At 69.6% G+C, this 17,730-nt stretch carries 17 protein-coding genes and 1 pseudogene; 9 read left to right on the top strand and 9 right to left on the bottom strand.

Translation table 11 applies throughout. The features are described 5' to 3' along the window. Positions 1-8: 8 nt before the first annotated feature. From ACIBBB_RS09115 to ACIBBB_RS09085, 7 genes and pseudogenes are all read right to left on the bottom strand, one after another. The gene (locus ACIBBB_RS09115; RefSeq protein WP_398980357.1) at positions 9-1,202 is read right to left on the bottom strand and encodes an acyltransferase; all 1,194 of its coding nucleotides are present in this window, start codon (positions 1,200-1,202) and stop codon (positions 9-11) included. Further along, positions 1,199-2,239, bottom strand: coding sequence for an alpha/beta hydrolase (locus ACIBBB_RS09110; protein WP_398980356.1), 1,041 nt, complete (start codon positions 2,237-2,239; stop codon positions 1,199-1,201). Before ACIBBB_RS09110 ends, ACIBBB_RS09115 begins: the two co-directional genes overlap by 4 nt. A gap of 295 nt (positions 2,240-2,534) precedes the next feature. Further along, the gene (locus ACIBBB_RS09105; protein ID WP_398980355.1) at positions 2,535-3,209 is read right to left on the bottom strand and encodes a response regulator; all 675 of its coding nucleotides are present in this window, start codon (positions 3,207-3,209) and stop codon (positions 2,535-2,537) included. Then, positions 3,206-4,519 (bottom strand): sensor histidine kinase, encoded by a 1,314-nt coding sequence (locus ACIBBB_RS09100; RefSeq protein ID WP_398980354.1) that lies wholly within the window; start codon positions 4,517-4,519, stop codon positions 3,206-3,208. Before ACIBBB_RS09100 ends, ACIBBB_RS09105 begins: the two co-directional genes overlap by 4 nt. 97 nt (positions 4,520-4,616) lie before the next feature. After that, on the bottom strand, positions 4,617-5,498 hold the full coding sequence (locus ACIBBB_RS09095) for a DUF4429 domain-containing protein (protein WP_398980353.1): 882 nt from the start codon (positions 5,496-5,498) through the stop codon (positions 4,617-4,619). A gap of 75 nt (positions 5,499-5,573) precedes the next feature. Continuing rightward, entirely contained in the window at positions 5,574-6,785 is a 1,212-nt protein-coding gene (locus ACIBBB_RS09090; protein WP_398980352.1) for an alpha/beta hydrolase, read from the bottom strand. 191 nt (positions 6,786-6,976) lie between these two features. Beyond that, a pseudogene (locus tag ACIBBB_RS09085) lies at positions 6,977-7,393 on the bottom strand (TetR family transcriptional regulator); the annotation flags it as partial. Between the two features lie 77 nt (positions 7,394-7,470). Here ACIBBB_RS09085 and ACIBBB_RS09080 point away from each other — a divergent pair. The 3 genes from ACIBBB_RS09080 (at position 7,471) to ACIBBB_RS09070 (ending at position 8,594) form a co-directional block, all read left to right on the top strand. Further along, positions 7,471-7,644 (top strand): hypothetical protein, encoded by a 174-nt coding sequence (locus ACIBBB_RS09080; protein ID WP_398980350.1) that lies wholly within the window; start codon positions 7,471-7,473, stop codon positions 7,642-7,644. A 233-nt stretch (positions 7,645-7,877) separates the two neighbouring features. Continuing rightward, positions 7,878-8,264 carry a peptidase inhibitor family I36 protein gene (locus tag ACIBBB_RS09075; RefSeq protein ID WP_398980763.1) on the top strand — a complete coding sequence of 129 codons (387 nt, stop codon included), beginning with the start codon at positions 7,878-7,880 and terminating at the stop codon, positions 8,262-8,264. A gap of 135 nt (positions 8,265-8,399) precedes the next feature. Continuing rightward, complete coding sequence (locus tag ACIBBB_RS09070) at positions 8,400-8,594, top strand: hypothetical protein (RefSeq protein WP_398980349.1); 195 nt, start codon at positions 8,400-8,402, stop codon at positions 8,592-8,594. Between the two features lie 40 nt (positions 8,595-8,634). Here ACIBBB_RS09070 and ACIBBB_RS09065 read toward each other — a convergent pair whose 3' ends face one another. Both ACIBBB_RS09065 and aceE read right to left on the bottom strand, forming a co-directional pair. Beyond that, on the bottom strand, positions 8,635-9,417 hold the full coding sequence (locus tag ACIBBB_RS09065; protein ID WP_398980348.1) for a potassium channel family protein: 783 nt from the start codon (positions 9,415-9,417) through the stop codon (positions 8,635-8,637). A 122-nt stretch (positions 9,418-9,539) separates the two neighbouring features. Further along, the gene (gene aceE, locus ACIBBB_RS09060; RefSeq protein WP_398980347.1) at positions 9,540-12,284 is read right to left on the bottom strand and encodes a pyruvate dehydrogenase (acetyl-transferring), homodimeric type; all 2,745 of its coding nucleotides are present in this window, start codon (positions 12,282-12,284) and stop codon (positions 9,540-9,542) included. Positions 12,285-12,870: 586 nt separating this feature from the next. Between aceE and ACIBBB_RS09055 the strand changes: the two genes are divergently transcribed. The 6 genes from ACIBBB_RS09055 to ACIBBB_RS09030 all read left to right on the top strand — a co-directional run bounded on the left by ACIBBB_RS09055 (position 12,871) and on the right by ACIBBB_RS09030 (position 17,585). Continuing rightward, positions 12,871-13,308, top strand: a complete 438-nt coding sequence (locus tag ACIBBB_RS09055; protein ID WP_164250122.1) for a DUF3052 domain-containing protein — start codon at positions 12,871-12,873, stop codon at positions 13,306-13,308. Positions 13,309-13,509: 201 nt separating this feature from the next. After that, positions 13,510-14,016, top strand: coding sequence for a peroxiredoxin (locus tag ACIBBB_RS09050; protein WP_398980346.1), 507 nt, complete (start codon positions 13,510-13,512; stop codon positions 14,014-14,016). Positions 14,017-14,231: 215 nt separating this feature from the next. Continuing rightward, on the top strand, positions 14,232-14,807 hold the full coding sequence (locus tag ACIBBB_RS09045) for a TerD family protein (RefSeq protein WP_398980345.1): 576 nt from the start codon (positions 14,232-14,234) through the stop codon (positions 14,805-14,807). 149 nt (positions 14,808-14,956) lie between these two features. Then, positions 14,957-15,532, top strand: a complete 576-nt coding sequence (locus tag ACIBBB_RS09040; protein WP_398980344.1) for a TerD family protein — start codon at positions 14,957-14,959, stop codon at positions 15,530-15,532. A gap of 51 nt (positions 15,533-15,583) precedes the next feature. Then, positions 15,584-16,717 carry a DUF475 domain-containing protein gene (locus ACIBBB_RS09035; RefSeq protein ID WP_398980343.1) on the top strand — a complete coding sequence of 378 codons (1,134 nt, stop codon included), beginning with the start codon at positions 15,584-15,586 and terminating at the stop codon, positions 16,715-16,717. 130 nt (positions 16,718-16,847) lie between these two features. Continuing rightward, on the top strand, positions 16,848-17,585 hold the full coding sequence (locus tag ACIBBB_RS09030; RefSeq protein ID WP_398980342.1) for a Tellurium resistance: 738 nt from the start codon (positions 16,848-16,850) through the stop codon (positions 17,583-17,585). Positions 17,586-17,730 lie beyond the last annotated feature (145 nt).

Raw genomic sequence — 17,730 nt, 5'->3', positions numbered from 1 at the left:
GCACCACCTCACCACGCCAGCGCGTACACCGCGAAGCCCGCCGCGAGCAGCCCCGCCGCTGCCCGGCGGGCATTCGCCGCCCCCGTACCCGAGGGCCACGGCGTCTCGAAGACCCGCGCGTACCGGGCGATCACCACCAGCAGCACCGCGAACAGCGGCATCCACAGCACCCGGCCGAGAATCCAGCCGTACGAATCCGGAGCCGTCGTCAGCCCCGGCACCGCCCCCGCGAACGAACCCGGCACCGCGGCCGCGAGCATCGCCGTCTGGTGCCAGCACAGGATCGTCATCGCGGACAGGTTGATCACCACGACCGGTGCCCACAGCGCGGGCCTGCGCAGCGCACGCGCGATTCGCTCCCGCAGCAGGATCGCCGCGCCGCTCTGCACCGCGGCCAGCGCCGGCACCAGCAGCGACGGCGGATGCGAATTGGTCCGCGCCTCACCGGGCACCCCGACCATCGACGCCGGGTAGTGGAAGACCACCAGCAGGACGGCGAAGAACACCCCGCCGCCCACGAGCAGCACCCGCGCGCCGCGCCGGCCGATCCGGCCCTCGCCCCACGACACGCCGAGCTGATACGCGAACAGCCAGCCCGGCAGGATGTTCACCACGCTCAGCCACCCGGGCATCGCGTCGCCGTACGGGCCGTAGCGCAGCACATCCACGACGGCCACCACCCCCAGCAGCGGCGCCGCCGCATACGCTCCCAGGTGCCGCGCGGCCCGCACGCAGTACGGGGTCAGCGCCGTCACCCCGACGTACACCCCCACGAACCACAGCGGCTGCACCACCAGCGTCGAGCCCGTACGCAGCGTCGTCCCCGGCACACCGGCCGCGTACAGCACCGGGATGAGCACCGCCCACACCGCCGTCACGCCCAGTACCGGGCGCCCCAGCCGGGTCACGCGCTGCCGGAGCCAGTCCGCGGTGGAGCCCTTCCGCCGGCGGTAGGAGAGCACCGACGCGTAACCGCCGACCAGGAAGAAGATGCCCAGCATCTGGAGCACCCAGCTCACGGGCGCGAAGAACCCGAACGTGCTCAGCGGGCTCGCGTTGCGCAACGCCCCCTCGTCCAGGGTGAATCCGCCCAGCAGCCAGTGCCCGGTCGGCACCGCGAGCAGGGCGAGCGCGCGCAGACCGTCGATCGCGCGGTCACGGGACGCGGGCGTCCGCGCCTCGATCTTCTCGACGAGCCTCATCGCACGTCACCACCCGTGGCGATCGCGGCGAAGGCGCGGAGCGAGTCCGTGCCGGGGGCGAAGTAGCCGGTGTGACCGTGCGCGGTCCTGGCGGGGACGCGGCGCGCCCCGAAGTCCTCCGCCGCCGGGTCCGTGCCGTGGCCCAGGCCCAGGAACTCGACGTTCGGCACCTTGGAGATCCAGTCCGACGGGTCCTTCGCCGCCCACACCCGGGCGTCCGTCCGCAGCGCGGCCACGTTCGCGGCGCGCATGCCGGGGGAGCCGAGGACCACGATGTCGCTCGCCGCCGACTCGCTCGCGGCGATGCCGCACACGACGGAGCCGTAGCTGTGGCAGAACAGCTTCGGTGTCCTGACCCCGGCGGCGGTCAGGCCCCCGGTGAACCGGGCGAGCCGCTCCGCGCCCGCCTCGGCGAGCCCGCCCGTCGCGGCGTCCAGCCCGACGCCGAGGGGCGTCGTGTAACCGGCCCACGCCACCACGGCGGTACGGCCGTTCGTCGCGGTCCGCAGCGAGGTGGCCATCCCGGCGGGGGTGCCGTACGGGTCCCTCGCCCGGTCGTACGTCCTGGCGTCGATGTCCGAACCCGGGACCACGACGGCGACATGACGGGACGTCAGCAGATTGCCGTACACCTCGGCGACGGTGCCGCGACCACGCGGATCGAAGGCGATGATCTGCCGATCGTTCTCGGCGAGGCGGGCGTAGCGCGGGTCCTCGGCGACGGCCAGCTTGTTGGCCCGGTACCGGAGTTGGACAGGGGCGCCGTCGAGGTTCCCCACGACGGAGGGGTGCCGCGTCATGAGCTCACGCTGCTGGGCGGGGGTCAACGTACGGAAGAACGCCGCGACTTGGGCGGGGCCCGCCTTCTCCGGGTCGGGCAGGGCGCGTCCCAGCGACGTGTCGTCCCGCCAGGCGGTGGTGCCGGGCGGGGGGCCGGTGACGGCGTTCTGCCCGCTCCCGGAGGCCCAGCCGGCGGTGCCGGACACCAGGGTGGCCATCAGCGCGGCGGCGACCACGGTCCTTCTGTAGCGGCGCATTCGCGTCTCCCTCGTAGTGGCCACGGTGTGTGGCGGGAGGAAGGTAGGAAGACGACGGGTTCGGGGGCGTCACACCGGGGAGCCAAGTCGCGGGTGCTACTGGGGTAGGGGGCGGGTTGCCGTCCGGCGGTCGCGGGGCGGGGTGCTGGGTTGAGGTTGTCGGCTGACGGGCGGGGTTCGGGGCCTCCGTCCGGGCATGACCCCGGAGCGGCACCCGGACACGACGGAGACCACCCCCAGCCCGTCCGGCGCTTGAGGACACCCCGACCACCGGCCCGCGGGCGCGGGCCGCCGGTCAACCGCCAGGGGCGACAAGCCCCGATTCGTACGCGAAGATCACCGCCTGCGCCCTGTCCCGCAGCTCCAGCTTCGCCAGCACCCGTCCGATATGCGTCTTCACCGTCTGCTCCGCCAGCACCAGGTGCTCCGCGATCTCCTGGTTCGACAGCCCCCGCGCGATCAGCTCCAGAACCTCCGTCTCGCGCGGCGTCAGCCCCTTCAGCCGCAGCGAACGGTTCTTGCGCGGTGCCGGCCGCTGCTGCGCGAAGTCCGCGATCAGCCGGCGCGTCACAGAGGGGGCCAGCAGCGCCTCGCCCGCCGCGACCACGCGGACCGCCGAGATCAGGTCCGCCGGCGGCGCGTCCTTCAGCAGGAACCCGGAGGCCCCGGCGCGCAGCGCCTCGTACACGTAGTCGTCCACGTCGAACGTGGTCAGCATCAGCACCTTCGGCCGGTGCACCACTCCCACCGGCGGGTCCAGCAGCGCGCGCGCCGCCGCCAGGCCGTCCATCTCCGGCATCCGGACGTCCATCAGGACCACGTCGGGATGGGTACTGCGGCTGACCTCGATGCCCCGGCGCCCGTCCGGCGCCTCGCCGACCACGTCGATGTCGGCCTGCGCCGACAGCAGCGCGGCGAACCCGGCGCGCACCATGGCCTGGTCGTCGACGATGATCACGCGGATGGTCACGACGGATCCTCCGTGGTCGGGTCGGGGGCGGCCGGTGCCAGCGGAAGCCGCGCGGCCACCCGGAACCCGCCGTCCGGCAGCGGCCCGGTGTCGAGCGTGCCGCCGGTCAACCGTACGCGTTCGCGCATACCGACAAGCCCGTGGCCGGTCCCGGAGCTCTCCAGCGGTGAAGTGCGGGCCGTCGCGGGCCCGTTGACGATCAGGACGGTCAGCCAGTCGGCGTCCGAGGTCACCGAGACGCGGGTCGGTGCGTCGGGCGCGTGCCGTACGACGTTGGACAGGGCCTCCTGGACGATGCGGTACGCGGAGAGGTCCACCGACGGCGGGACGGCACCGAGATCCGCCGCGAGGGACAGCTCGGCCGGCACTCCGGCCCGTACCGTCGCCTCGACGAGCTGCTGCACCCGGCCGAGCCCCGGCTGCGGCGCCCGCTCGCCCGCCGACCCGTCGCTGCGCAGCACCGCCAGCAGCCGTCGCATCTCGGTCAGCGACTCCCGCGCGCCGGCGGCGATCGTGGAGAACTCCTCGCGCGCCGCGTCGGGCAGCCCCTCGATCCGGTACGGCGCCGAGTCGGCCTGCACCGTGATCACCGACATGTGGTGGGCGACCACGTCGTGCAACTCGCGTGCGATCCGGGCCCGTTCCTCCAGCAGCGTCCGCTGGGCGCGTTCGACCTCGCTGATGGTCTCCTGCTCCACCAGTCTGCGCTGGGCGTCACCGCGCTCGCGCAGGGCGGCCGTGACGAGCAGGACCACCCCGCTGAGCACGAACAGCAGGAGATGGACGCCGTCGCTGTGTTCCTGCGAGATCAGCTCGAAGACCAGCCCCGCCGCTCCTGTCGCGAGCCAGACGGCGAGCAGCGTACGGCGAGGCTCGCGCAGTCCCAGGCACGCCATCAGCAGGAGGTAGCCGACGACGACCGTCGGCGGCCACGGCCAGGACCGGCCGTCGAGATTCCCCGCCGAGGTCAGGAGCAGTACCCCGCCGGCGATGTCGGCGACGAAGATGATCTGCCACGCCTGGAGCGGCCGGGTGACGGCGAGCAGCAGCGGTGCGGCCTGCGCGGTGGCGAGCGCCCCCGCCCAGCCGCCCTCCAGCCGGTAGTCCTGGACAAGCACGGTGACGGTGCTGGACAGCAGCGCGACGGCGAAGCCGAAGGCGACGACGTACGGGGCGTGGCGCTGCCACCGCTTGGAGGCGCCGGCCAGAAGCGGTTCGGTGGACGCGGCCGGGGTGGTCAGGGCGCCGCCGAGCGAGCGCAGCGACCGGAGGGCGGCGCGGGGCGGGGGTGGCGGTTCTTCGGGGCTCATGGCCGATTCAGCGTATGCAGCGCCTGTGCCGCTCGGCGTCATACCCAGGAGCCACACCCGGACTCATACCCCCGTAGGGGGTTCTCGCCTACGCGCGTCACAGCTCGGCCAGCAGCTCCGCCTTCTTCGCGCTGAACTCCTCGTCCGTCACCAGCCCCGCCTCGTGCAGCTCGCCGAGATGCCGGATCCGCTCGGCGATGTCCGCCGGGTCGCGCCGGCCCGCCGCCACCGGCACCGGGACGGATCCGGGGTGCACGGCGGCGCCGGGGCCCGACGTCCGTACGGCCGCCAGCACCGCCGCCGCGAACGGCAGGGACTCGTGGACCGGTCCGTAGCCGAGGCCGAAGACCACGGCCGCCGGGTCGTGGTCGGCCCGGGCGGGCTGCTGGTCGCCGTGACGCAGCAGCCGCAGGTAGCCGTCGAAGACCTCGGGGGAGCGCCACTCGACCCCGCTCAGCTCCGAGACGGTGAAGCGCTGGTCGCCCGCCTTCCACTTCGCCGACGACGCGCCCGTCCAGAACCAGCGGAAGGACACCTTGGCCCCGTCGAAGGACGCCTTGCCGTCGTACGCCTTGAAGTTCAGGGGCGCCGGGGGAGGGGCCACCAGATAGCGGTCGGGCGGCTCGTCGACGGGCGGCCCGGTCGTGGTGAGGGCGGCGCTCAGTTCGTCCGCGTAGTACTCGGCGAGCGTCTCGCGCTCCGCGGGCAGCACCAGCCGGTAGGGATCGCCGGAGTCCTTGAGCTGACCGGCCGCCGCCTCCATCAGCGGGTCGGCGCCGGGTCTGGGCACCGCGTGCAGCACCACCGTCCCGCGCTTGCCCGGGGAGAGCGTCACCGACGCCAGCGCCTCGTGCGGTACGCGCCGTTCGCGCAGTGCCTGGAAGAGCTTTGGCGTGCGTATCCCCCGTTCGAAGCGGATGAGCACGGAGTCGCTTTCGAACTCCCAGGTGGCATGAATTCCGGCCAGCACATCACCCATGTGCCTCATCGTATGCGGCGTGCGGCCGCACGTCGCCCCTCGGCGAGGACCCCGAAGGACCCACTTCTACGCGCGTCAGATCACTTCGCCGCCGGAGATTCCGCTCCGGCACCCGTCACCGTCGTCCGCACAACTGGTGTTCCGGTACGAACCGACCCCGATGTCCGCGAAGTTCCTCAGGCTCTCCGTGCCCGGCTCGAAATAGCCGGTGTGGCCGGCCGCGCCCCGTGCGGACAGCACCCGTGCGCCGAAGTCCGGCGTCACCGGGTCGGCGCCGTGGCCGAGCCCGCCGACCTCCAGATGGGGCACGATGTGGATCCAGTCGTCGTGGTCCCGCATCGCCCAGACCCGGGCGTGGGAGTCCAGTTGCCCCGCCGACTCGGCCCGCATCCCGGGACTGCCCGCGACCGCCACGTCCGTGACCCGGGCGGGCAGGGCGCGCGCGGCGATGCCGCACACCACGGAGCCGTAGCTGTGGCAGATCAGCGAGACCCGCGAGGTGCCAGGCAGCGCCGAGGTGAGCGCGTTGAGCCGTACGGCACCCGCCGATGCCAGTCTCCCGGTCACCGCGTCCACGCCGAGACCGGCGGGCGCGGTGTAGTCGGCCCACGCGATGACGGCGGTACGGGTACGGGGGGCGGCCGCCCGCTCCGCGTCGTACAGCGATCTGGCCATGCCGACCGGCGCGGCGTAGCGGCGCTTGGTCCGCTCGAACGTCAGCAGGTTCGTGTCGGCGCCCGGGACGACCACCGACACGCGCGCGGCGCTGCCGAGATCGCCGAAGACCTCGGCGGCGCGGCCGTCGCCGGACGGGTCGAACGCGAGGATCTGGCGCCCTTCGCCCGCCATCGACTCGAAGCGGCGCATCCGCCTGTCCGCCTGATGCCGGCCCTCGACGGAGAGCCTGCTGTCGTGCGTCCGTTCCCGCTCGTCGTCGCGCGCCTGGACCACGGCCAGCCGGTTGGCGCGGTAGCGGAGTGTCAGGGGCGCGCCGTTGAGATTGCCCACCACGAGGGGGTACCGGTCGGCGAGCCCGACCTGCTGGGCGGCGCTGAGCGAGGCGAAGAACGCGGCCAGCCGCTTCGGCGGCGAGTGGGGGTCGGGCAGATCGAAGAGACCGACGCGACCCTTGTCCCAGGCGGAGAGCGCCCTTGTCCGTGCCGTGCCGTCTTCGCCGTGCCGCTGGAGCGCGGTCCATCCGGTGGACGCCAGCATCACGAAGACCACGGCGAGTGCCAGCAGGGTGCGCCATGCGGTGAGGGACGGGGAGGAGTCTGGAGAAGTCACTGCGCGACACACTAGGAGAAGCCCGGTGCTCCCCGTGGTGAGCGTGAGACAGATCACCCCTTTTGGACGGGCGAACTGGCGTTTGTTAACCCCCTGTCGGGGTAGCGGACACGCAGTGGTGCTCAGATGTGGCGTACGTAACAGGGCGCAAGGTGCGAATCGGCCTTGCCCGGAGAGTCGCTGAGCGCCGTTCAGGGTCGGTGCGCGCGCGGCCAGTCGCCCGCGAGAGTGGGCACGAGCTGGTCCAGATACGACTCCGTCAGCTCAAGCAGCCCGTCCAGGCCCGTCTCGCGCTGTCCCCACAGCCTGCCCGTCACCCGCATCACCCCGGAGAACGCGGCGACGGCCACGCGCGGACGGGGATCCGTCTCCACATCGAGCCCCTCGCGCTCGGCGATCACCAGCGCGACCCGCTCCTCCATCTCCGTGACGCGCCGCAGATGCGCGGCCAGCAGCGAGGGCGTGGATTCGATCATCCGGTAGGTGCGCAGACGCAGCTCGACCGGGACCAGGGCCTCGATCGCCTCGTTGATGGAGTTCCAGGCGCCCAGCACCGCGTTGTGCATGGCCTCGAACGGGGCTTCCCGGGGCGGACGTTGCCGGCATTCAGCTGCCGCTGGACCCGTCGCTGGAACAGGCGGCCGAGATCGGTGTCGCCCCGCCCGCGCTGGCCGAGGCGCCCGGCGTGACGCCGGACATCTTCGCCAAGATCACCGGGGTCATGCAGGACACCTTCGTGTCCGGGATGAGCCCGGCGTTCCTGGTCGCCGGTGTGGTGGCGGTGGTCGCGGCGTTCGTCGCCACCCGGACCAAGCGCGGAGACAACGCGGACGCGGCCGGAGGCGGCGTGCACATCTGACGCGACGCCATGCGCGAGTCGGCGTCGGCGTCCAAGTCGGCGTCGGCGTCCGCGTCAACATGGTGCGATTCGGCGCGACTGCCCCGCCCGGACATCCCGGCGGGGCCGTCGCCTTTTCGGGTGGAGCCGGGCACGATCCTCTTCCCGTGGCGCGGGCCGCCGGGCCAGAGTGCGGACAACTGATCAGCACCACACGGGGGTTCATCATCATGCGTACAGCGACGCGTACAGCCATGCGCACGACCACACCTGCCACCCTGCTCACCGCCGCCACCCTGGCCGCCGCCACGGTCCTGCTGCCGGCCGCAGCCCCGGCCGCCGAAGCCGCCGCCGCACCACGCGACGCGTGCGGACCCGGCGAACTCTGTCTGTGGGGAAAACCGGATTTCCGCGGCGCCCGCCAGACCCATGAGCTCTTCCGCACCGAGATCCAGAGCTGTGTCCCGCTGCCGCCGGGCACCGACGCCCAGTCCCTGGTCAACCGCACCGGACGGCCCGTCACCACCTACCAGTCGCACGAGTGCGAGGAGACCGGCGAGTTCGAGACGTACCCCGGAAACGGCACCTGGGTTCCGCGGTCGCCCTACCGCGTGCGGGCCTTCAAGGTCTGGGAGCGCTGAGCGGGGGTACCCGACTTTCCAGACAGCCCACATCCACCGACACAGGGAGTGATGATGACGGGCTTCGGAAACACCCGGACACGCAAGCACCCTCGTTCACGCGGCCGGATGGGGTCGCGGAACGGGACGGATCGCGTGACCATCGGAATAGTCGGCCTGGTCTTCGCAGTCGCGGGCCTGTTCGTCCTGTCGATCGTGCTCGGCCCGCTGGCCATCGTGCTCGGCTGGCTGGGCATGGGCAGGCGCTGGAGCACCGCGTACGTACCCGCGGTGATCGCCTTCGCGCTCGGTATCGTCGACACCGTACTGGCGCTCATGTGGCTGGTCTGACCGGCCACTTCGGTACCCACCGAAGGACCGGCCAGCGGAATCAGACCGGTGTGCGGCCGGCTGTCGTACCGTCGGCCTCCCGCTCTTGAGCGGGCAGGGCGGCACCCGACAGCCGGCCCACTTCCGCGCGCAGTGCCCGCACTTCCTCGGTCAGCAGCTCGATCGCTGCCGTCTGGCGCTTCTCGCCCGCGCTCTCCTGCTCGAAGCGGGAGATGAACCAGGTGGCGATGTTCGCCGTGATCAGCCCGAGCAGCGCGATCCCGCTCAGCATCAGACCGATGGCGAGCAGCCGCCCGAGCCCGGTCGTCGGCGAGAGATCGCCGTACCCCACCGTGGTCATCGTCGTGAACGACCACCACACCGCGTCGCCCAGGGTCTTGATGTTCCCGTCGGGGGAGTCCCGTTCGACCTCCAGGACGGCGAGCGAACCGAACATCATCAGCCCGGCGACCGAGCCCACCACATAGGTCGTGAGCCTGATCTGGCTCGCGATCCTCGCCCGCTGCCCGACCAGCAGCAGTGTCGCGACGACGCGCAGCAGCCGCAGCGGCGCCACCATCGGGAGCAGTACGGCGAGCAGATCCAGCGGATGACGGCGTACGAACTGCCAACGGGCGCGGGCCAGTACGAGCCGCACCGCGTAGTCGGCGGCGAACAGACCCCACACCACCCACTCGACGAGCGTGCAGGCGCGGGTGAGGGCGCTGTCCGCGTCGGGCATCACGATGGGCAGGGCGTACGCGACGCCGAAGAGCAGCGCGAGCGCCAGCAACGGCCGCTGCGTGCGGCGCTCCCAGCGGACGCGCGAGGGTATTTCCTTCATGGCCGAAAAGAGTAGGCAACGCGACGCCCAGCCGGAACCGCGACAAGCCCCCTCGACGAGCGGTGGCCGGTCCCTTACCCACGGGACCGGCCACCTGCCGCGTACTGCTCGCTACTTGGCGCCTACGCGTCGCCGCCCGCGGCGCCCGGGTCCGCCGCCGCCACGTCCAGCAGCTGGTAGCGGTCCACCGCCTGCTTCAGCACCGAGCGGTCGACCTTGCCCTCCCTGGCGAGCTCCGTGAGCACCGTCAGAGCGATCGACTCAGCGTCGATGTGGAAGAACCGGCGGGCCGCGCCACGCGTGTCCGCGAAGCCGAAACCGTCCGCGCCCAGCGACTGGTACGTCCCCGGCACCCAGCGCGAGATCTGGTCCGGCACGGACCGCATCCAGTCCGAGACCGCGACGAACGGGCCCTCGGCGCCGGAGAGTTTGCTCGTCACGTACGGAACCCGCTGCTCCTCCTCCGGGTGGAGCAGGTTGTACCGCTCCACCTCGACGGCCTCACGGCGCAGCTCGTTCCACGACGTCGCCGACCACACGTCCGCGCGCACGTCCCAGTGCTCGGCCAGGAGCCGCTGTGCCTCGACGGCCCACGGCACGGCCACGCCGGACGCCATGATCTGCGCCGGGATCGAGCCCCGCTCGCCCTGCTTGAAGCGGTAGACGCCCTTGAGGATGCCCTCGACGTCCACGTTCTCGGGCTCGGCCGGGTGCTGGATCGGCTCGTTGTAGACCGTCAGGTAGTAGAAGACGTTCGGGTCCTCGCCCGGGTGCGGCTGCCCGTACATCCGGCGCAGCCCGTCCTCCATGATGCGCGCGATCTCGTAGCCGAACGCCGGGTCGTAGCTGACACAGCCCGGGTTGGTCGAGGCGAGCAACTGCGAGTGGCCGTCGGCGTGCTGGAGACCCTCACCGGTCAGGGTCGTGCGCCCGGCGGTCGCGCCCAGTACGAAACCGCGCGCCAGTTGGTCGGCCATCTGCCAGAACTGGTCGCCGGTCCGCTGGAAACCGAACATCGAGTAGAAGACGTACACCGGGATCAGCGGCTCGCCGTGCGTCGCGTACGCCGAACCCGCCGCGATCAGCGACGCCGTACAGCCCGCCTCCGAGATGCCGTCGTGCAGCATCTGCCCGGTCGGCGACTCCTTGTAGGCGAGAAGCAGTTCACGGTCGACCGACTCGTACTGCTGGCCCAGCGGGTTGTAGATCTTCGCGCTCGGGAAGAACGCGTCCATACCGAACGTGCGGTACTCGTCGGGCGCGATCAGTACGAAACGCTTGCCGATCTCCTTGTCCCGCATGAGGTCCTTCAGTACCCGCACGAACGCCATGGTCGTCGCGATCGACTGCTGACCGGAGCCCTTCTTCGCAGCCGCGTACGCCTTGTCGCCCGGCAGCTGGAGCGCCTTCGAGCGCACCACACGGGTCGGTACGTAGCCGTCCAGGCTCTTGCGCTGGTCGTGCATGTACTGGATCTCTTCCGAGTCCCTGCCCGGGTGGTAGTACGGCGGCTGTCCGTCCTCCAGCTGGTCGTCCGTGATCGGCAGGTGCAGCCGGTCGCGGAAGCCCTTCAGGTCGGCGACGGTCAGCTTCTTCATCTGGTGCGTCGCGTTGCGGCCCTCGAAGTTCGGACCCAGCGTCCAGCCCTTCACGGTCTGCGCGAGGATCACCGTCGGCTGACCCTTGTGCGCCTTGGCCGCCGCGTACGCCGCGTACACCTTCTTGTGGTCGTGACCGCCGCGCCCCAGATGCAGGACCTGCTCGTCCGACATGTTCTCGACCATGGCGCGCAGCCGCTGGTCGTCACCGAAGAAGTGCTCGCGGATGTACGCGCCGGTCTCCGTGGCGTATGTCTGGAACTGCCCGTCCGGCGTCGTGTTCAGCCGGTTGACCAGCACACCGTCACGGTCCTGCGCGAGCAGCGGGTCCCAGGAGCGGTCCCAGACCAGCTTGATCACATTCCAGCCGGCGCCACGGAACTGCGACTCCAGCTCCTGGATGATCTTGCCGTTTCCGCGCACCGGGCCGTCGAGCCGCTGAAGGTTGCAGTTGACGACGAAGGTCAGATTGTCCAGACCCTCACGGGCCGCGATCGACAGCTGTCCCAGCGACTCCGGCTCGTCCATCTCGCCGTCGCCCAGATACGCCCACACATGCGACCGGGAGGTGTCGGCGATGCCGCGGGCCTCCATGTAGCGGTTCATCCGGGCCTGGTAGATCGCACCGAGCGGGCCGAGACCCATCGAGACGGTCGGGAACTCCCAGAAGTCCGGCATCAGCCGCGGATGCGGGTAGCTGGACAGCCCGTCCGGGGCCTTCGACTTCTCCTGACGGAAGGCGTCGAGCTGCGCCTCGCTGAGCCGGTCGAGCAGGAAGGCGCGGGCGTAGATGCCCGGGGACGCGTGTCCCTGGAAGAAGATCTGGTCGCCGCCGTCACCGCCGTCCTTGCCCCGGAAGAAGTGGTTGAAGCCCACGTCGTACAGGGAGGCGGAGGACGCGAAGGTGGCGATATGACCGCCGACGCCGATCCCCGGACGCTGCGCGCGGGAGACCATCACCGCGGCGTTCCAGCGGGTCGCGTTGAGGATCTTCCGCTCGATCTCCTCGTTGCCGGGGAAGAACGGCTCGTCCTTGGTGGCGATCGTGTTGACGTAGTCGGTGCTGCGCATCTCGGGCACGGCCACGCGCTTCTCGCGCGCGCGCTCGATCAGGCGGAGCATCAGATAGCGGGCGCGCTCACGCCCCCGCTCGTCGACGGCGGCGTCGAGCGAGTCGAGCCACTCCTGGGTCTCCTCGGGATCAAAGTCCGGGACCTGGCTGGGAAGGCCGCCAATGATGATCGGGTTGCGATCGGATCCGGAAGCCACACTTTTCCTTCGCTGTTCGGGTCGTGTCGGGCCCCGCATCCGGGCCGGTCGTCCGACCGGCCACACCATCCATGCGGGGCACGCCTGTGGGTCCTGCGGGTACTGCGCTGGTGCTTGGGGGTGCTTGCCTCTTCTGCCGCCAGGGAACAGGCACGAAAGCGGGCCGTACGGCGTTCTCCATCGTGTACCGCGCCGACGGAAACGTCACCTCTACCGAGGGGTAACCCACACACTGCGACGAATTCCGCGGGACAACGTCGCCCGCTTGGTCGTCCGCCGTGTTCCGGGTCCGGCCAAACCGGAATCTTACGCCCAAGGCGGCTATGCGTTTCGTTCGGTCGTTCGGACCTGATTGGCCTACCGAAGCCGCGTAGGATGACAAAAAGGGAAGAAGCTCTCCGGGGCCATCACGGGCCGTGTTAGCGGGGTGTCAGGAGATGCGGTGAAGCGGCCCGGAACGTACCCGTTTCGGCGGTCTCGGCCGTCGGGTACTTGCGCGATCCGCCCGGCCCGTGTGGACTACGGCCAGCGCCCCGCGTACGCGCGTGGCTGAAGCATTTTCCAAAACATGATCAGGAGGCAATCCGTGAGCGCGACCGCGGACCACGCGGAGGAACGAACCAACGTTGCCGCGAGGCTTGGGTTCGAACCCGGACAGGTGGTCCAGGAGATCGGCTACGACGAGGACGTCGAGCAGGAGCTCCGTGAGTCCATCGAGGCCGTCATCGGCCAGGAGCTCGTCGACGAGGACTACGAGGACGTGGCCGACGCCGTCGTTCTCTGGTTTCGCGACGACGACGGCGACCTGACGGACGCGCTGGTGGACGCCATCGGTCTGATCGACGAAGGCGGGGCGGTCTGGCTGCTGACGCCCAAGACCGGCCGTGACAACTACGTCGAGCCCAGCGACATCAACGAGGCCGCACAGACCGCCGGCCTGGCGCAGACCAAGAGCATCAACGCGGGCAAGGACTGGACCGGCAGCCGACTGGTCACGCCCAAGGCGGCGAAGTCCAAGCGCTGAGAACCGGCGCCGCATCCGAGCGCGAAAGCCGAAGCGGCGGCCGGGCAGACATGCCTCGCAAGCCTCGCACGCACTGACGGCCCCCGCCGGCATCCGCCGCCGGGGGCCCTTGCGTAGGGTGTCGGGAGTGGTCGGCACGGCCGGGGGGCGTGGGGACCGTGGGCGAGGGGAGCACGGCCCATGACGGAGAGAGTGGCGGGGATGGGGACTGGGACAGCGGCGGGGACGGGACCGGCGGGGATCGAGGTCGGCGCGCGGGCGCCGGACTTCACCCTGAAGGACAACCACGGGCGGACCGTACGGCTCTCCGACTTCCGGGCCGGCCCCGACGACGACGGCAAGAACGTGGTGCTGATCTTCTACCCGTTCGCCTTCACCGGCGTCTGCACCGGCGAGCTCCGCGCGCTCCGCGACGAGCTGCCCACCTTCGTCAACGACGACACCCAGCTGCTCGCGGTGTCCACCGACTCCATCCACACCCTGCGGATCTTCGCCGATCAGGAGGGGCTGGAGTACCCGCTGCTCTCGGACTTCTGGCCGCACGGGGAGACCTCGCGGGCGTACGGGATCTTCGACGAGGACAAGGGCTGCGCGCTGCGCGGCACCTTCGTCATCGACAAGGCGGGCATGGTGCGCTGGACGGTCGTCAACGCCCTCTCGGACGCACGTGACCTTGACGACTACGTCAAGGCTCTTGCCGCACTGTGACGACAACTCGCCACCTGTGATCGCGGTATCTCGGGAAAAGCCTTGTGGGAGCGGGCTTGTCCGCTGTAAACCGCACAAGGGGTGGGAACCGGTCACTAGGATCCAGTCGTTGATCCGATGCCAATTGCACCAGGGGGCGCGCTACGCGCGGTGACGGCTGCCGAAACGGCCGGTGCCGGGGCGGCGCCCCTGTGAAACCCATCAAGGGAGGACTCGTGGGAGTCAGCCTCAGCAAGGGCGGCAACGTCTCGCTGACCAAGGCCGCGCCCAACCTGACCGCGGTCACCGTGGGTCTGGGCTGGGACGTCCGCACGACCACCGGTAACGACTTCGACCTCGACGCCAGCGCTCTGCTGACGAACGCCGAGGGCAAGGTCACGAGTGACGGAAACTTCATCTTCTTCAACAACCTCAAGAGCCCGGACGGCTCGGTCGAGCACACCGGCGACAACACCACCGGTGAGGGCGAGGGCGACGACGAGGCGATCAAGGTCAACCTCGCCGCGGTCCCCGCGGATGTCGACAAGATCGTGTTCCCGGTCTCGATCTACGAGGCGGAGAACCGCCAGCAGTCCTTCGGCCAGGTGCGCAACGCGTTCATCCGCGTCGTCAACCAGGCGGACAACAACGAGTTGGCTCGGTACGACCTGTCCGAGGACGCGTCGACGGAGACGGCGATGGTCTTCGGAGAGCTTTACCGAAATGGCGCCGAGTGGAAGTTCCGCGCCATCGGACAGGGGTATGCCTCTGGCCTGCGTGGCATCGCGCAGGACTTCGGCGTCAACGTCTGAGCCGCTGATCTGTCGTCCGGCGTCGCACATCCGAGTGCGGCGCCGGACGCGCCTCACCGTGCGGGGTTCGTACCCGCACACGCACCACGAGCACGGCGTCAGGCGCGCCGTGCCCGGCACCACGTCACCTCGGGGAGGACTCACCAATCATGGGCGTCACACTCGCCAAGGGGGGCAATGTCTCCCTCTCCAAAGCCGCACCGAACCTCACCCAGGTGTTGATCGGTCTCGGCTGGGACGCACGCTCCACCACCGGAGCGGACTTCGACCTCGACGCCAGCGCACTGCTCTGCCAGTCAGGGCGCGTACTCGGCGACGACTGGTTCATTTTCTACAACAACCTCACCAGCCCCGACGGTTCCGTCGAGCACACGGGCGACAACCTGACCGGTGAGGGCGACGGCGACGACGAGTCCCTGCTGGTCAACCTCCCCGCCGTGCCCGCCAATGTCGACAAGATCATCTTCCCGGTGTCGATCCATGACGCCGACGCCCGGGGGCAGACCTTCGGCCAGGTCAGCAACGCGTTCATCCGCGTCGTCAACCAGGCGGACGGTCAGGAACTGGCGCGGTACGACCTGACCGAGGACGCCTCGACGGAGACCGCGATGATCTTCGGCGAGCTCTACCGCTATGGGGGCGAGTGGAAGTTCCGTGCAGTGGGACAGGGGTACGCGTCGGGTCTTCGAGGCATCGCTCTAGACTTCGGGGTCAACGTTTCGTAAAGCAGTGCTCTGCGCGGGGGAAAACCCGTTAGATACCAGATGGGGTAGCCAGTGATCCTGAAAACCTTCGGCTGGTCGTTCGCCATTACGGCGCTCGGCCTTGCCTTCGCGGCCTGGCAGTGGGGGTGGGAGGCGTTCGGGATCGTACTGATCCTGTCGATCCTTGAGATCTCCCTGTCGTTCGACAACGCCGTTGTCAATGCGGGAATCTTGAAGAAGATGAATGCCTTCTGGCAGAAGATCTTCCTCACGATCGGCATCTTGATCGCCGTGTTCGGTATGCGGCTGGTGTTCCCCGTCGCCATTGTGGCGATCAGCGCCAAGGTAGGCCCCATCGAGGCCGTCCAGTTGGCGCTGGACAACCCCGAGAAGTACGAGTCGCTCGTCACCGACGCGCACCCGGCGATCGCCGCCTTCGGTGGCATGTTCCTTTTGATGATCTTCCTGGACTTCATCCTCGAAGAGCGTGACATCAAGTGGCTCAGCTGGCTGGAGCGTCCGCTGGCCAAGCTCGGCAAGGTCGACATGCTGTCGGTCTGCGTCGCGTTGATCATTCTGCTCGTCACCGCGATGACGTTCGCGACGCACGCGCACACCAGCAGCGGGTACGCCGACAAATCGGCGACCGTCCTGCTCTCCGGTGTCGCGGGTCTGGTCACTTACCTCGCCGTCAACGGGCTCTCCAGCTTCTTCGAGAACAAACTCGAAGAAGAGGAGGAGCGCGAACACGAGGAGGAGGAGAGGGCCAAGGCCGAGGGCAAGCAGGTCTCGGCGGTCGGCCTCGCCGGCAAGGCCGCGTTCTTCCTCTTCCTCTACCTCGAAGTCCTTGACGCCTCCTTCTCGTTCGACGGAGTCATCGGCGCCTTCGCCATCACGAACCACATCTTCTGGATGGCGCTCGGCCTCGGTATCGGCGCGATGTACGTCAGGTCGCTCACCGTCTACCTCGTCCGCCAGGGCACGCTCGACGACTACGTCTACCTGGAGCACGGCGCCCACTACGCGATCGGCGCGCTCGCCGCGATCCTGCTCATCACCATCGAGCACGAGATCAGCGAGATCATCACCGGCCTCGTCGGTGTGATCCTGATCGCCGCCTCGTTCTGGTCATCCGTGGTCCGCAACAGGCGAGTTGGGGTCGAAGGTGACGAGGATTCGGAGGACAAGAAAACAGTCGCTGTCTGAGTCCCCCTCCGGGGTGTGACCAGGAGGGGATAGAGGGAACGCTCTGAGCGGGGCGGCCTGAGGCGGAAGCCTTCCGGCCGTCCCGCTGTTCATGTCTTGTACGGCAACGGATGGTGGGGGTGGGGTGGGGATGGCCTTCTGGGACAATCTATGGCGAGGCAAGGCATCGCAATTCGATTCGGGCAGCGCCTCGACGAACTCGATCGAGCTGACCAAGCGCAATCCGTCGGTCTCGCTCACCAAGCAGGGCGCGGCCACGGGGAACCTACGGGTCAACCTGTCGTGGCGGATGCGTACTTCGGACATCGAGGGACGGTCGAGGCAGGGGAACGGACTGCTGCGGCACCCCTTCAAGCTCTTCAAGCCCGATGTGGTGCAGGCGCACACCCTGGGCGTGGTGAACGTCGACCTCGACATCGGCTGCATGTACGAACTGGCGGACGGCAGCAAGGGCGTTGTGCAGCCGCTGGGCGGGTTCTTCGGCAGCCTGAACGAGCCGCCTTACGTCAAACTCAGCGGTGACGACCGCTTCGGCGCCCCTTCGGGCGAGACGATATTCATCAACCTCGACCACCGCGAGGAGTTCAAGCGGCTGCTCGTCTTCGTCTACATCTACGACCGCACCCCGGCCTTCGACCGGACACACGCCAACGTCACGCTCTACCCGAGCAACGGCCCGCGTGTCGAGATCGAACTGGACGAGCGGGCCCCGCAGGCCCGGTCCTGCGCGGTCTTCTCGATGGAGACCGTCAAGGGTGAGCTGGTGGTACGGCGCGAAGTGAAGTTCGTGTACGGCTTCCAGGCGGAGCTGGACCGGCTGTACGGGTGGGGCCTGCAGTGGGGACGGGGCTACAAGACGAAGACCTGAGCCGCCGCCCCGGCCGCGACGGTTACGCCCTGGGCCGTTTCTGACAAATCCCGCCTGGCGCGCGACGCCCTGCCCGCACGCTCGCCGCGTTGTCGGACTCATTCACGTACGTCCAGTACGAGAATGATCCTCCGGCTTGCGATCG

The organism is Streptomyces sp. NPDC051217, assembly GCF_044455465.1.
Lineage (GTDB): Bacteria > Actinomycetota > Actinomycetes > Streptomycetales > Streptomycetaceae > Streptomyces.
The sequence above is the reverse complement of the archived record's forward strand: the minus strand, read 5'-3'. Positions and strand labels throughout refer to the sequence as shown.